The following is a 14,397-nucleotide window of genomic DNA, read 5'->3' as shown; positions in this document are numbered from 1 at the left end:
CCGAAGCCACCCCAAAGATAGTGTGAGTATGGCGACAATTCATACTATTTTCGGGCGGAAAAAGCGGCAATCCGGTGGAGTATATGCATGAGCCAAGACCTCGGCTGGCTCAATCCACCGGCACTGCGCGATAGCGCCTGACGTCAGCGGCCGTTACCGGCGCGGCTGCATTACCCCAGGCGTGGCGGATATAGGACACCACGGCCGCGACTTCGGCGTCGTCCAGCATCGGCCCGAACGGCGGCATTCCGTATGGGCGCGGATTGCCGCCGGTACTGGGCGGATAGCCGCCATTCAGCACCATCCGGATCGAGTTGACCGGCGAGGCCATCGCCAGCGCCCGATTGCCGGCCAAGGGCGGGTAGGCGGGTGCAATGCCCGTGCCGGCGGCCTGGTGGCAATCGACGCAATGCCGTTCATACAGCTTGGCGCCCAGTTTCAGCAGCGGGTCCTGCTGCGCTTCCGTCGTGATCTTCACGGCCGCCGCTGCGCCGGCGGGCGGCAACGATTTCAGATAAGCAGCCATGGCACCAATGTCGGCATCGGACAGATATTGCAGGCTGGCGCGCACCACCTCGGCCATCGGACCGGACGCCGTGCCGCGCGCGGAAATGCCGGTTTTCAGCAAATCCGCCAATTCCTGCCGGCTCCAGGCATCGGCTCCGGACGCGTTGGCGGCGAGCGGCGGCGCATACCAGTTCAGGATCGGAATCAGGCCGCCCGCCAGATCGAGGCCGTTTCGCGTCGCGCCCAGCACGTTGCGATCGGCGTGGCAGGCGTTGCAATGTCCCAGCCCCTGCACCAGATAGGCGCCGCGGTTCCACTCGAGGCTCTGGCCGGTGTCCGGCTGATATACGCCAGGGCGGAAATACAGCGCGCGCCATACCGCCAGCAGCGGCCGCTGGTTATACGGAAAGCGCAAATCGTGCGGGCGGTTAGGCTGATTGATCGCCGGCAGCGTCTTGAAATACGCATACATGGCGTCGGCGTCGGCGCGTGTGATCTTCGTGTAATTCGGGTATGGAAAGGCCGGATACAGCAACTGGCCGTTTCTTGATTTGCCGTTGTGCAGCGCGCGCCAGAAGTCGTCGGCATTCCAGTTACCGATGCCGGTCGCCGCATCCGGTGTGATGTTCGGCGAAAAGAAATTGCCGAACGGCGTCGCGATCTGCCGGCCGCCGGCATACTCGGCGCCGCCGCGCGCGGTATGGCATGCCATGCAATCGCCGGCACGCGCCAGATAGGCGCCGCGCGTGATTTGCCCGGCCGGGTCGGTAGCCGGGCCGGTCGCCGGGTGGCTCTGGCCATCGCCGTCCGGGAGATACTGCAGCCCGAAAACGACTGCCGCCGCCAACACCAGCAGCGCTGCAAGCGCGAAAAGAATGCGTTTCATCGACGGTTCCGATTATTGCGGAAAGCTGCCGCATGCGAGCGGCAGCTTGTCCTTGATGCTGGAAGCCGGCGCCGTGATCGCCGGCATGGTTTGCGCCGCCAGCCAGGCGGCAGCGGCGCTGATGTCGTCATCGGATAACCGGGACACGATCTGCGCCATGCAATCCGGCGCAGCGGCGTGCCGCGAACCGTTTTTCCATGCGCCGAATTGCGCGTTCAGATAATCGCGCGGTAGGCCGAGCAGCCCCGGAATCGAAGGAAGCACTCCGGTCAGCGCCTGGCCATGACAGGCGATGCAGGCCGGCACTTTTTTTGTGGGATCACCAGAATGAACCAGTTGCCGCCCGCGCTCCAGTACCGCCGCGCTGGCCGAGGACGGCTGTGGCGGTGGGTAGGGCGGCTGCAGCGTCGAAAAATAATCCGCCATTTCGTGCAGATAGGCGTCCGACAGATGGTCGACCAGATAGATCATCAACGGATAGCGGCGCCGCCCTTCGCGAAAATTCACTAGCTGGTTATACAGATAACCTGCCGGCTTGCCGGCGATGCGCGGGTAAAAACCGTCGCTGGCGGCACGGCCTTCCTTGCCGTGACATGCAGTGCAGGCGACCGTACGCTGCGCAATGGTGTCGGGCAATGTCTGCGCCGATGCCGTCGTGATCAACCAGCCTAAACAAAGCGCGGCGGCTGCCATCCCGACCTTTGCCGCCCGCCGGCCAAAACGGAGCCAGCCTGGCTGCGGGCGACCTTCGTCGCCCGGCGAATAGTCCTTGTCAAAAATACGGATGTGTACTGGAGACGAGCGTTGCAGGTCGGGCATATTGCTTTTGCGGTAATTGTTTTTGTGAACAGGCAAGTGGCATCATAGGGTGTGGAATGAAACCGTGCAGGGCGGCGGAATCTTGTCACAGTTAAGAGGGTGTGTTTGGTGTTATTTAATTTCGCATAATGTGTATTATGTCCAATTGTGTTTTGGTTTGGCTGTTGTGTGGAATTTGATATGGAACAAACGACTGATAAAATTGATTGCTACGCTTGGCGAGTGACGGGATGAGTAGGACATTTCGGACCGGTCAATCGCTGGCAACCCTTTATCTGAGGCGACCTTGAAAATTCTTCTGGCGGTAGATGGATCGGACTACACGATCAAGGCGGTAAATTTCCTGATCACACATTTTGAGTGGTTCAAGGATGGGCCAGAATTACATCTTGTGAACGTGCAGTTGCCGATTCCACCAGGGCTTGCCGGACGTGCTGGTTCGCTCCTCGGCAAGGTGGTGGTCGACAATTACTACAAGGAAGAAGCGGAAAGAATACTCGCCCCTGCAATAGAACTGCTGCGCGACAATAATATTTCGGTTGTCGCGGCCTATAGAGTGGGCGATATCGCTAAGGAAATCGGCGTTTATGTAGTGGATAACAACATCGACCTGATCGTCATGGGTTCTCATGGACAGGGAGCGCTCAGGAATTTGCTGATGGGATCGGTTGCCACCAAAGTATTGGCCACCGCGACCAAGGTCCCGGTGTTGATCGTGCGTTAAAGCCCATCTCCGCTCAATCCGCAGTTACCCCCTCCTCCCTCGCTTGTCGGAAGCGATTCGGCCGTCCACGAGTTCGATAATCCGATCGCAGCGTCGCGACAGATTCATGTTGTGCGTAACAAACAAGAAAGTGGTTCCATTGCTCGCGCTCACCTGACGCATCAGTTCGAACACTCCATCGGCGGACTTGGTGTCCAGATTGCCGGTCGGTTCATCGGCCAGGATCAATGGCGGACCAAGAGCGAGCGCGCGCGCAATTGCCACCCGTTGCTGCTGGCCGCCGGACAAATTCGTCGCCAGGCTGTTCTGCCATTGCGCCAACCCGACTTTTTCCAAAAGGCTGCATGCAGTTTGATGCATCGTTTGATTGGGACGGCCATGTTCCAGCAGTAAAGGCATCATCACATTTTCCAGTGCGGTAAACGCTGAAATCAGGTAGTGGTATTGAAAAACGAAGCCGATGCTGTGCCCGCGCAGCCGAGTTAGTTGGGCATCGTCCAGTGCGCTGGTTTCCTTGCCTTCGATGAACAGCTTGCCGCTGGTGGGTCGGTCAAGTAATCCGATGATATTGAGCAGCGTGCTCTTGCCCGACCCGGAGGGGCCAATCAGCGCAGAAAATTCACCCCTGGGGAGAGAGAGATCGATGCCATGCAACACTTCGGTTTCGGCGGGTGTACCTATTGCGTACGACTTCTTGATGCCTTCCATGGCAAGGACAATGTCAGCCACGAATCGCCTCCACCGGTTCAAGCCTGCCGGCACGTAGCGCCGGCATGACCGCAGCGACGAGCCCGGTCAGTGTCGCAGTGACCGCTGCCCATACGTACAATTTCGGATCAATCGTAATCGCGAACAGCGGGGTTCCGTCTGGGTTTTTTGCGACGAAGCGCCACGCAAATATCAGGCCGGTTGCCAGCGCCGAGCCCAGCAAGGAACCGAGTAGGCCGACAATCGCACCTTGTATCAGGAACACCCGCATGATCTGCCCACGCGCGCCGCCCATGGCGCGCAAGATGCCGATCTCCTTGGAACGCTGGACCACCGATACCACCAGCACGCTGGCAATCCCCGCCGCCACGGAAAGACCGACGAACAAGCGAATCATTTGGCTGGTCAGCTTCTGGGCGTTGAGCCCCAGAAAAAATTGTTGGTTGGTGCTGATCCAGCTCAGTGCCTGCAAGCCGGTGGCGCTGGCAATCGATTGCGCAATAATCTCGGCATTGAATGGTTCATCAACGGTCAAATCGATACTCGAGACGCCGCCAATCAAGTTAATCAGATTTTGAGCGGTGGACAGCAGGACATACACATTGCGCTGATTCACGCCGCGGCTGCCCAAGTCGAAAACCCCCACGATAGTCAATGTGAGATTGCCTCCGGTCGCCGTCACGACACGCAGCTTCTCACCGAGCTGCACGCCGAGATCCTCCACCAGTTGCTTGCCGACCAGCATGTCGGTATTGGTCATGCGGAAGGTGCCTGCAACGATCTTTTCGGGTAAGGGCACGATCTTTATGTATTGATCCGGATCGATGCCAATCAGGGAAATCGCCTGGCTGGCGTCGCCGCGTACGATAAATGCCGGCCCCGTCACCGTGGGAGACACGCTCACAACTTCCGGCCGCCGGTGCATCTCGTCACGCACCTTTTGCCATTGGTCGATCGAACTCAGGCGCTGCGACGGCGTCTGCACGGTGGTGAGAATCGATTGTCCCGGCGCCGGCGTGCGTAGCGGACGTGCGATCTCTTTTGGACGTTCCAGCACGATATGAGGCTGGGAACTCAACACCCTGCGAAAAAGATTCGCTTGCATCCCGTCCAGCAAGGCCGACATGAATACGATTACGGCAACACCGATTGCCGCTCCCGCAATAATGAAAATTGATTGCAGGCGCCCTTCGCGCAGGAAACGAATCGCGACAATCCATTCAAATGGCAGGAGACTGTTCATCGCCGCAACAGAGTCATGGTTTCTTGCTGCTGTCGAGTGGCACCGTGCGTACCCGCTGCCCGTCGCTTATGTTGGCTACCGTGGCGGAAAGGACCTGATCGCCCGCCTGCAGGCCGGCTACGATCTCCACTTGGCCGGCCCCACGCACACCGAGTTTCACCGACTGCCGCTTGGCACGGCCATTACGGATTTTCATTACCCAGGGAGCGCTGCCCGTGCTGTCGTGGATCGCTTCATTCGACACCACCACGGCGTTGCTTCGGCGCGCGACCTCGATATCTACCGAGACCGTCATATCCTGACGCAAATAGGCGGGGGCATCGGGAACATTGAATTTCACCTCGACTGAGCCCCGTTGCGGATCGACGGCGGGATTGATATACGCCAGTTCGGCGGCGAATCGCTGCTGTGGATAAGCGTCGGCGGAGCCAAACGCCTTTTGCCCAAGATGAAGGAAGGACAGGTTTTTTTCATCGATCTGCACCACCAGTTGGATCTGGCCGGCCGGCGACAGCACCATCAACACTTTGCCCGGCTGCACCACATCGCCGCGTTCAACATTCCGTGCGATGAGAGTCCCGTCACGCGGCGTTTCGATGGTCGTGTAGTCGAGTCTTGCCAGTGCCATGCCCAAGTTCGCCTGCGCCTGATCCAATGCAGTCTGCGCCAGCAGATAATCGCTGCCTTGTGCACCGTTTGTCGCTACCTGTAGCTGCGCAGCGCGCAATTGGCTCTCGGCCACATCCAGATTGCGCAAGGCATCATCGAGCTGTGCCTGTCCGACGAAGCCTTGGGTATGAAGTTGCTGGGTCCGCTCGTACTGGCGCCGGATGTTCTTCAGATTGACTTCGGCTTGGAGCAGGGCCTGTTGCGCGGCCGGCAGACTGACTTCGCGCAGTTGCCTGAGGCGAGCCTGCGCCTGTTCGACCATGGCTCGCGCTTGCTCGACGGCCGCCTTCGCCTCGCGATCTTCGAGGACAACGAGTACCTGCCCGGCTTTCACCGCCTGGCCTTCCGCAACCGGAACGGACGCCACCGTGCCGGTAATCTGGCTACCGATATTGACGCGTAGCGGCGTCTCGACACGGCCACTGGCGACGATGCTCTGCACGAGATCACTGCGCAAAACCGGATAGACGGCAAGCCTCGGGCCGAGCAAAATATATCTGGCTCCGTACAGACCAATCACCAGCGCGATTGCAATCCCTGCAACCAGACCACGTCGCTGCCACAGACCAGCAGCGATATCATGCATGGCCACGGCGAGCTTGGGTGCGCTATACCGTTACCAACTCGGTGTGGCCAAATCCCTTTTCGTAATCCAGTACGGATATGACTTGCGGCGTAATCTTCAAAAATACCGCATCGCTCCCCTGCCCGGATTCCGCCCACTCGGCCAGTTGCGGGAAACGCTTGACCATGCAGTCGGCGGCATGCCTGATTTCTTCGGGATCAGTTACGATCTCGGCCAAGCCTGCCATCGATAAACCTTTAATCTGATTCCAGTCCTGATAGTCGGTGTTGATCGTCAGCGATACCTTATTGTTGTGGCGAATGTTTTCGGCTTTCTGGCTGGCTTTGCCAACCCCGACATAGAGCGTCAGACCATCATGTGCGTAGCTGACGGTCGTTGCTTGCGGATAGCCGTCAGGCCGGACCGTCGCCAGCGTCAGATCTTTTGCCGTGTCGATGATGTTCAGCAAAAATTCCCTGGTCAATTGGTCCATGGTAACGCTCCTCATCCACATCTATCGTTTCGCGCAATATGCACGTTACGCACGTCTGGCATCCGTGAAAGAAAGACGGATTGTGCGCTGCCAAAAATTGTTTGGCTTTGACATTTGGCATACTTGCCCATGATACCGAGTGGATATTTATTGTTCGGCCCTGTAAAAACCATCGAAGCACGCTGCTGGACAGTGAAATCGATTAAAAATTACGTCACGCTTTGTCCTTGGGGAAAGGGGAATTGCGGGGTCGCACTGCTTGCTGACAGTAATCCTAATCAAGCGCGAACGTTACCTTGGCATTAATCCGATAGCTGGTAATTTTATTATTCTGCACCTGCGCTTCGAAATTCTTGATATAGATGGATTTGATGCCGTGCACCGTTTCGGATGCCTTCTTGACCGCGGTCGCGGCAGCATCCTCCCAACTGGTTGACGATTCAGCCAGCACTTCTATTACCTTCAGGACGTTTGACATAATGGCGCTCCGGTTCGCGGGGATGGAACCGGGAATGGAAGATACCAGTCCCGGCATGACGACGTATTACCAATAAAAATACATGTCCTGCATTCGCTTAAACTGATTTTTATCATGAAGATGGTCACTCATACGTATAGAGTGAAGCGCTGCTTTCTTGAAAGCGCCTTCGGCAGATGGCACCCCGGACAGCGCGCCACAGGCCGAGCGAGATAAATATCTCAACGCGACACGTCAGGAAATCGAGCAGTTGCGAAGCGAAATTGATGCACTGACAGCCAAAGCAAAAAATTCAAGCGCCGACGTGAAAGCGCAGTTGGAGAAACAAATACAAGGTTTTCAGGAAGACCTGAAAATTATTGAAAAGAAATGGACAGATATAAAATCCGCTAGCGCAACGACCTGGGAAGGAATGAAAAACGCATTAACCGAATCAATTGAAAAATTGAGAGAGGCAATCCACAAGGCTTCCGGCTAGAGAAGCTTGCAGGTTTTTACTTCATTTTTCGGGGCACCATCATGGATACCCCCTGACAGAGCGTGGCGGTTTCAAAGACGAAGTGCAACACCGATCAACGGAAGGAGGGCGAGATGCGCTAGCATTCGAACCCTTTGACCAGCCAGTCGAAAGTTGCCGAATATGCGCTATACGCACCTCACCCGAGACGAACGATACCAAATTCACGAACTGCAGGCAGACGATCATTCAGTCAGCGAGATTGCGCGCCGGCTGGGGCGGCATCGCTCGACGATCAGTCGCGAACTGCGGCGCAACCGGGGCGTGCATCAATGGCGGCCTGGCCAGGCACACGATAAAGCCTTGGCACGGCAACAGAACAGTCGTAATGCGAGCCGGGTTGCCGACGCCGCCTGGTTGGCGGTTCAGGCCTATATCCGCCTGGACCTGTCGCCCGAACAAGCGATCCACCGCCTGACGCTGGAACGGGGCAGCCCGATCGGCATCAGTCATGAGAGCGTCTATCAACGGATCTACGCCGATCGGCGTGGCGGCGGCGATTTGATCCGGCACTTGCGCAGCCAGAAACCCCGGCGCCAGCGCCACGGCAGCGGCCGGCGGCGTCGGGGAATCCTGCCGGGCCGGATCGGCATCGAGCATCGTCCCCTGATGGTCGAGCAACGCCTGCGGCTGGGCGATTGGGAAGGCGACACCGTGATTGGCAAAGGCCAGCAAGGGGTGCTGGTGACGCTGGTGGAACGGCGGTCGCGCTTCACCCTGGCCGCCCCAGCCAACAGCAAGCAGGCCGAGGGCGTGGGTGCGGTGGTGGTCGATTTGCTCAGCCCGCATCGGCGGGTGTGCCACACCATCACCTTCGACAACGGATCGGAATTCGCCGACCACGCCTTGATCAGTGCCCGCCTGCGGGCCGATGTCTACTTTGCCCGCCCCTATCATTCCTGGGAGCGCGGCCTGAATGAAAACACCAATGGCTTGCTCCGGCAGTATTTCCCGAAGAACACCAATCTGAAAACCGTCAGCCAGCAAGCGCTCCAGGCCGCCGTCGACAAACTCAACCACCGCCCCCGCAAATGCCTTGGTTACAGAACCCCGCATGAGGTCTTTTACAACCTTGCTACACTTCCTCTGGATTTAGCCTATGTTGCACTTCGTGTTTGAAACCGCGCGTTTCAGAACGTCCAATATCGGGACGCATGTTTTTCGAACCGAATCCAAATTCACTTCCACATCGCTGTCAATGCGGATCGTGTGTTTTGTTTCATCATCCGACAGCGCTTCATGGTGCTCAAGCTGGTGAGCTAATACCTCAAGTCCGGCATCGGAAGGATCATTTCCCAGTTTTGTCCGCGCCGCGACCCGTGCCTTCAGGGTGGCCTCGTTGGCGTGGAGTTGGATGACGAAAAACGGTACACCTAGCCCAGACGCCAGTTTTTCAAACAGGCTGCGCTGTTGTACCTTCAAGAACGTTGCGTCGACGACAACAGGCATGCCAGACTCGGCAATACACAGTGCCAGTGTGCGCAAGCGGTCGTATGTAGCCTGGGTTGTCGCCTCGGCGTAAAGCCCCGCCCCAATCGACGCGGCAACTGTGGCGGATGCCACTATTCCATGCATCCTTTTTCGCTCCACATCGGAACGTATTCGCACCGCGCCAATGATTTCCGCCAAGTAACCGGAAAAAATCGATTTTCCGCTGCCGGAATAACCATGCATGATGATGATCGCCGACGGTTCCGGCTCAGTCTTTTGCGAGGCAAACGCCAGATATTTCGTTGCCAGCCTTTCATGTGAGGCTGCGGCTCGCATGCGCCCCCTCAATTGCAGGGCCCGCAGCAGGCTCACTTTGCATCGCACCAATGCCCGTTGCACTTGATAGTAACGCAGCACGGCCAGGCCCTCATAATCCCCTGTAATTTCAAGATAGCCGTTAAGCAGCCTTGTCGCGAACGGATGCAGGCCGTGGAATTGCAGATCCATGTATATGAATGCAAGATCATTCATCACATCGATCCAGCGCAGGTTTTTGTTGAACTCGATGCAATCAAACACCACAACCTGATTGTTGATCGTGAGAATGTTTCCGCCATGTAGATCGCCGTGGCATTCCCTAATCAGTCCTTGCTCCTTACGTCGTTCGAACACGCTTCTCAATTTCTGCGGCTGCTCGATTTGCCATGCCCTTAAATCGCCGAGCGTTCTTTCTTCCTCTGCGTTCCGTACCAAGGAAATAATTAAATTCAGATTCTCATCCGCGATCTTCTGCAATGCGTCGGGAGTACTCCATGAGCTATCTTTTGGGGCAATAGCGGCACCTTGATGAAATTGCGCCAGCTTCCGCGCCAATTTATCGATTTCCCTGGCCGAAATACGGTTTTTTCCAATACGGACGCTCCATAACGCCTGCTGCGAAAACGCCATCATCTTGACTGCATATTCGATGGGGATGCCACTCCCGCCGATGGCAGGGCATGTTGAACTTCCCGTAATGGCCACCACATCCAAATACATATCGGGCGCCAACCGGCGGTTCAGGCGTAATTCTTCCTGGCAGTAGAAATGACGTGCGTCCAGCGTGGAAAAATCAAGAAAATCCAGATGCACAGCTTTCTTGAATTTGTATGCATATTTTTCTGTGACCAAAATCCAGGATATGTGCGTCTCGAATAGTTGTACTGTGCCTACCTCCTGTTCCAGAGCAACAACAAGGGCTCTGATTAAATTTTCTTGATCGCCCAAAATTGTTTGATCAGTCATGGAATTTCTGCTCATTGGTACGGCATTGGCAACGACAAATAGCACGGGAACCGAAACCCTGCCCGGGTCGAAGTGCGGTTGTGATTGATGCAGCGCAAATATTCATCAACTAAAGCGGATTTTCACCGCCAGCAGTGGTTCAAATTTGTTTTTGACCCGCTCAATTTGATCCGTGGTCCATAACAAGGATGCATGGATCAGGAAAAGTACCCATTTGCGGCGAATACTGTAACGGTTGCTGTCAGCCAATACGCGAAGGATAAATCGATTTGTTCGCCACGCCTCAGCTGCCAGCTTCCGAGAAGAATCGGCAACCACTTCACCAATCCTTGCTGGCGCAAGCCTTGGTGTCAGCTGCCAACGCGATTTTCATCACCGACGAAGCTGGCCAAATTATCTGGGTCAACGACGCGTTTGCGCGTTTAAGCGGTTTCGCCCCAGAAGATGCAATCGGGCGCACACCAGCCATTTTGAAATCGGGAAGGCAAAGCCCTTCTTTCTACAAGCAGCTTTGGCAAACCATTCTTTCCGGGCATGTCTGGCAAGGCGAGGTGGTCGACCAGCGAAAAGACGGTTCCCTGTATATGGTCGATGAGATCATCACGCCACTGTTCGATGCGCAAGGTGCCATTACCCATTTCATCGCAATCCAGCATGACATTACTCAATTCAGGCAAGAAGGCGAACGGGATCGCCATCTTGCATATCACGACGTTTTGACCGGCCTGCCCAACCGTGCCCACTTTCTCGGTATCCAGCAGCGGGCGATATCGGATGCCGAACGCACGCAACGCATGCTGGCGACGCTGTTCCTGGATCTGGACGGCTTCAAACCGATCAATGATACTTTTGGACATCACACGGGCGACCAGTTGCTTATAGCGGTCGCGGATAGATTGCGGGCAGGTGTACGGCAAGCCGACACGGTGGCCCGGTTTGGTGGCGACGAATTTGCTGTACTCGTCACCGACCTGCTTGATAGAGAGGTTGCCGCAGCGCTGGCGTGCAAGCTGCTCGGTGCCATCGGCCGCCCCTTCATGTTGCGGGGGCAAAAAATTAACGTCAGCGCCAGTATCGGTATTGCGATTTACCCATCGGACGGAGAAAATCCGGAAACCTTGCTGATCAATGCCGACAACGCGATGTACCAGGTAAAGCATCGCGGAGGAAACAACTACCAGTTCTATGACGGTACTCCCCTCGTCCCGTAAAACGAGCGTTGACGTCGCGTCAAGCAAGCTCTTGTCTTCCCTGAAGACACGGAAACAGAATTCACTGTCGGCAAGCACGCCGCGTCTGGGCAAAAATCGATTTCAACTGACTGATCGACCGGGTATTAAGCACATCTGGTTTCTCAAGCCAGCTTCGTCTAGCCTGTCCGATCCCGAAACGCATGTCATCGAAATCGAACACGCTATGCGCATCTGAGTTCACACTGAGCACTACGCCCTCGCTTTTCGCGATCATGCAATAGGTGTCGGTCAAATCCAGACGGCTGGGCTGGGCGTTCAATTCCAAAAAACAGCCACGCTGCTTCGCATGCTGGATGATGCGGTACATATCCACATCATAGGGGTCACGCTCAAGAATCAAGCGACCAGACGGGTGCGCCAACAGCGTAAAGCAGGGGTGTTCCATAGCGCGCAAGATACGCTCGGTTTGCCGCTCCCTGGATAGCGCAAATTTACTATGCACCGCGCCGATGACAAGGTCCAGCCGTTGCAGGATACTGTCAGGCAAGTCGAGGCTGCCGTCCTCGTTGATATCGGCTTCCACCCCTTTCAGGAGCGTGATGCCTTGCAGTTCGGCATTCAATTGGTCTATTTCATCCATCTGCCGCGACAGTCTTTCCGCATCCAGCCCATGCGCAACCGCCAGCCTGCTTGAATGGTCCGTAATCCCAAGATAGGAAAACCCACGCCGTTGTGCTTCAAGCGCCATCTCGCGCAGGCTATTCAGGCCATCGCTGGCTTTGGTATGGACGTGCAGATCGCCGGCCAGATCAGACAAGCCAACCAGGTCCGGCAATTGCCCCGCTTGCGCTGCGGCGATCTCGCCGCGGTTCTCGCGCAGTTCCGGTTCGATATAGGACAGCCCGACCGCATTGAACACGGATTCCTCGGCCTCGCCGGCGATGCGCCGAGTGCCGGAAAAAACCCCGTATTCGTTCATCTTCAATCCACGCTCCTGCGCCAAGGTGCGCACGGCAATGTTATGCGCCTTGGAGCCGGTAAAATAATGCAAGGCGGCGCCGAAACTGATGGCGGCCACGACCCGCAGATCGACTTGCATGCCCTGGTTCAACACTACGCTGGCACGCGTTCCGCCCTGTGCCAATACATGCGCGACGCCCTCGAAACTGGTGAAGCGTTGCACTACCTGCGCCGGGGCGGATGAGCTGACCAGGATATCCAGGTCGCCGACGGTTTCTTGCCGTCGACGAAAGCTCCCTGCCACCTCGATCTTTCCAGTTTCCTTGAGCGCTTTCAGATGCGCAATGAGCGGCTGCGCGATCTGCTCGGCAACATCGATCCGGAAGCGCTTCTTTTTCGATTGTTGTGCCTGAATCGCGTCCAGGATGCGTTGTTCCACACGCCTTCCAAATCCGGGAACATGACTAATCTGGCCGTCGCGGGCCGCACGGCCCAATTGCTCCAGCGTTTGAATGTTGAGTTGCTGATACAGTGTCTTGACCCGTTTTGGACCGAGTCCCGGCACCGTCAACAGCTCATGAATCTGCGGCGGCAGCTCCCGCCGCAACTGCTCCCTTAATGCGCATGTGCCGGTGGTGACGATCTCGACGATTTTTCCTGCCAGGTCGATCCCGATGCCCGGCAAATCCTTCAAATCCCGTTTTTCCTGGACCATTGTCTGCACGCTAGTGCCTATTGTATTCAGCATCCTGGCGGCATTGCGATAGGCACGGATGCGAAACGGGTTTGCTTCGTTGATTTCAAGCAGATCGGCGATCTGATTGAAGATCATCGCCACATCGGTATTTTGAATAAACACTAGACATTCCTTATGGGACGTGGCCAATCAAGGCATTACGCCTCGGCGCCCGCAATCCATACCTCATCCCCATCCTGTCGCACCTCGGTTCCCATTTCCTTGCATAACTTTTTCATGCAGGCAACGATATATTCGGTTTGTCCACCTGTGGCGAGCCGGGTCTGGCAGTCCTCGATGAAGACTGGATGCAAATCGATGTGCCGCAGAGCACCCCGCGTAAGTTCCATTTCGAACAACAGTTGGTGATCATTCTTGAAATCCGGGTCGACATAGTAGTCATCAACTAGGTCTCCTGCCGCATAGACGATTGGACATCCTTGATACACTTCTATTCCCTGAAACACATGGGCGCTGTGGCCAAACAGGATTTTCCACCCCATGTCGATAGCGGCATGTGCCAGTCTCCGGAATTTCGCGGAAGGCCGAAACACCATGTTCGGACCCCAATGCAACGACAGAATCGGCCAATCGACAGCCGCATGCCGCAACGGCTCAAGCGACTTGCCGAACATGACGAGTGCGGCAGCCTCATCGTCGAGATCCAGGTAGGCAATGCCCGGACTATCTTTCTTCGCGGCGAAATCCGCCTGATGATCGCAAAACGCCGCCATCCCGACCTTGATTCCGTGACGTTCGACGATTGCCGGGCGTGAGGCCTGGTCAGTATCGGCTCCTGCGCCGGCATAAAGAATGCCGTACTCGCGCAAATGGCGCAGCGTATCTAGCAAGCCATCCACTCCAAAATCCAGCGTATGGTTGTTGGCGAGACTAAGTATGTCGATTCCGGCACCGGCCAGCGCTTGTGCAGCCTGCGGCGGTGCGCCGAAGTAAAATGCCTTCGGCTCCCCAGGCCAGATATGATTGGCGGCAGTTATCGCACATTCCAGATTAACGATAGTAAGATCGGCCTGCCGCAACAGGCCGGCAATCGGCGCCAGCGGATAGTCGATGCCGAAGCGCAGCATCGATTCCTTGACGACGCGACCGAGCATGACGTCGCCGCCCAGCATCAGACGAAGAAATGGCACTGCTCCGGATCGTGGTTGCATCATTCGACACCG

14 protein-coding genes are annotated in these 14,397 nt (G+C 56.5%); 4 read left to right on the top strand and 10 right to left on the bottom strand.

What is annotated here, in order from left to right; genetic code table 11:
• Positions 1–109 precede the first annotated feature (109 nt).
• Both ACK2VC_RS01100 and ACK2VC_RS01095 read right to left on the bottom strand, forming a co-directional pair.
• Positions 110–1,393, bottom strand: coding sequence for a c-type cytochrome (locus ACK2VC_RS01100; RefSeq protein WP_486731756.1), 1,284 nt, complete (start codon positions 1,391–1,393; stop codon positions 110–112).
• Between the two features lie 12 nt (positions 1,394–1,405).
• Complete coding sequence (locus tag ACK2VC_RS01095) at positions 1,406–2,086, bottom strand: c-type cytochrome (RefSeq protein WP_486733289.1); 681 nt, start codon at positions 2,084–2,086, stop codon at positions 1,406–1,408.
• A 412-nt stretch (positions 2,087–2,498) separates the two neighbouring features.
• Here ACK2VC_RS01095 and ACK2VC_RS01090 point away from each other — a divergent pair, with 412 nt between their 5' ends.
• On the top strand, positions 2,499–2,936 hold the full coding sequence (locus ACK2VC_RS01090; protein ID WP_486731755.1) for a universal stress protein: 438 nt from the start codon (positions 2,499–2,501) through the stop codon (positions 2,934–2,936).
• A 24-nt stretch (positions 2,937–2,960) separates the two neighbouring features.
• Here the strand turns inward: ACK2VC_RS01090 and ACK2VC_RS01085 are convergent, their stop codons facing one another.
• The 5 genes from ACK2VC_RS01085 to ACK2VC_RS01065 form a co-directional block, all read right to left on the bottom strand.
• Positions 2,961–3,656, bottom strand: a complete 696-nt coding sequence (locus tag ACK2VC_RS01085) for an ABC transporter ATP-binding protein (protein ID WP_486733288.1) — start codon at positions 3,654–3,656, stop codon at positions 2,961–2,963.
• Between the two features lies 1 nt (position 3,657).
• The gene (locus tag ACK2VC_RS01080) at positions 3,658–4,887 is read right to left on the bottom strand and encodes an FtsX-like permease family protein (protein WP_486731754.1); all 1,230 of its coding nucleotides are present in this window, start codon (positions 4,885–4,887) and stop codon (positions 3,658–3,660) included.
• 13 nt (positions 4,888–4,900) lie between these two features.
• Complete coding sequence (locus ACK2VC_RS01075; RefSeq protein ID WP_486731753.1) at positions 4,901–6,142, bottom strand: efflux RND transporter periplasmic adaptor subunit; 1,242 nt, start codon at positions 6,140–6,142, stop codon at positions 4,901–4,903.
• 22 nt (positions 6,143–6,164) lie between these two features.
• Entirely contained in the window at positions 6,165–6,614 is a 450-nt protein-coding gene (locus tag ACK2VC_RS01070; protein WP_486731752.1) for a pyridoxamine 5'-phosphate oxidase family protein, read from the bottom strand.
• Between the two features lie 274 nt (positions 6,615–6,888).
• Positions 6,889–7,092 carry a dodecin family protein gene (locus ACK2VC_RS01065; RefSeq protein WP_486731751.1) on the bottom strand — a complete coding sequence of 68 codons (204 nt, stop codon included), beginning with the start codon at positions 7,090–7,092 and terminating at the stop codon, positions 6,889–6,891.
• Positions 7,093–7,249: 157 nt separating this feature from the next.
• Here ACK2VC_RS01065 and ACK2VC_RS01060 point away from each other — a divergent pair, with 157 nt between their 5' ends.
• Complete coding sequence (locus ACK2VC_RS01060) at positions 7,250–7,570, top strand: sll1863 family stress response protein (RefSeq protein WP_486731750.1); 321 nt, start codon at positions 7,250–7,252, stop codon at positions 7,568–7,570.
• A 162-nt stretch (positions 7,571–7,732) separates the two neighbouring features.
• On the top strand, positions 7,733–8,728 hold the full coding sequence (locus ACK2VC_RS01055; protein ID WP_486730009.1) for an IS30 family transposase: 996 nt from the start codon (positions 7,733–7,735) through the stop codon (positions 8,726–8,728).
• On the opposite strand, the gene ACK2VC_RS01050 is transcribed toward ACK2VC_RS01055, so the two are convergent.
• Positions 8,702–10,324 carry a bifunctional aminoglycoside phosphotransferase/ATP-binding protein gene (locus ACK2VC_RS01050; protein ID WP_486731749.1) on the bottom strand — a complete coding sequence of 541 codons (1,623 nt, stop codon included), beginning with the start codon at positions 10,322–10,324 and terminating at the stop codon, positions 8,702–8,704. The genes ACK2VC_RS01055 and ACK2VC_RS01050 overlap by 27 nt on opposite strands.
• A gap of 269 nt (positions 10,325–10,593) precedes the next feature.
• On the opposite strand from ACK2VC_RS01050, the gene ACK2VC_RS01045 reads away from it, so the two are divergent.
• A complete protein-coding gene (locus tag ACK2VC_RS01045) occupies positions 10,594–11,535 on the top strand; it encodes a diguanylate cyclase domain-containing protein (protein ID WP_486731748.1) in 942 nt (313 codons plus the stop codon).
• 61 nt (positions 11,536–11,596) lie between these two features.
• Here ACK2VC_RS01045 and polX read toward each other — a convergent pair whose 3' ends face one another.
• Both polX and ACK2VC_RS01035 read right to left on the bottom strand, forming a co-directional pair.
• A complete protein-coding gene (polX, locus tag ACK2VC_RS01040; protein WP_486731747.1) occupies positions 11,597–13,336 on the bottom strand; it encodes a DNA polymerase/3'-5' exonuclease PolX in 1,740 nt (579 codons plus the stop codon).
• A gap of 35 nt (positions 13,337–13,371) precedes the next feature.
• Entirely contained in the window at positions 13,372–14,388 is a 1,017-nt protein-coding gene (locus ACK2VC_RS01035; protein WP_486731746.1) for a CapA family protein, read from the bottom strand.
• Positions 14,389–14,397 lie beyond the last annotated feature (9 nt).

The sequence above is a fragment of the Herbaspirillum sp. WTB6 genome (assembly GCF_057457785.1).
This window is presented reverse-complemented; position numbering and strand designations above follow the sequence as displayed.

What these genes read in the sequence shown, in the direction of transcription:
- ACK2VC_RS01100 (WP_486731756.1), bottom strand. Translation starts at nt 1,393, where the DNA reads ATGAAACGCATTCTTTTCGCGCTTGCAGCGCTGCTGGTGTTGGCGGCG.
- ACK2VC_RS01095 (WP_486733289.1), bottom strand. Translation starts at nt 2,086, where the DNA reads ATGGCAGCCGCCGCGCTTTGTTTAGGCTGGTTGATCACGACGGCATCG.
- ACK2VC_RS01080 (WP_486731754.1), bottom strand. Translation starts at nt 4,887, where the DNA reads ATGAACAGTCTCCTGCCATTTGAATGGATTGTCGCGATTCGTTTCCTG.
- ACK2VC_RS01075 (WP_486731753.1), bottom strand. Translation starts at nt 6,142, where the DNA reads ATGCATGATATCGCTGCTGGTCTGTGGCAGCGACGTGGTCTGGTTGCA.
- ACK2VC_RS01070 (WP_486731752.1), bottom strand. Translation starts at nt 6,614, where the DNA reads ATGGACCAATTGACCAGGGAATTTTTGCTGAACATCATCGACACGGCA.
- ACK2VC_RS01065 (WP_486731751.1), bottom strand. Translation starts at nt 7,092, where the DNA reads ATGTCAAACGTCCTGAAGGTAATAGAAGTGCTGGCTGAATCGTCAACC.
- ACK2VC_RS01055 (WP_486730009.1), top strand. Translation starts at nt 7,733, where the DNA reads ATGCGCTATACGCACCTCACCCGAGACGAACGATACCAAATTCACGAA.
- ACK2VC_RS01050 (WP_486731749.1), bottom strand. Translation starts at nt 10,324, where the DNA reads ATGACTGATCAAACAATTTTGGGCGATCAAGAAAATTTAATCAGAGCC.
- ACK2VC_RS01035 (WP_486731746.1), bottom strand. Translation starts at nt 14,388, where the DNA reads ATGATGCAACCACGATCCGGAGCAGTGCCATTTCTTCGTCTGATGCTG.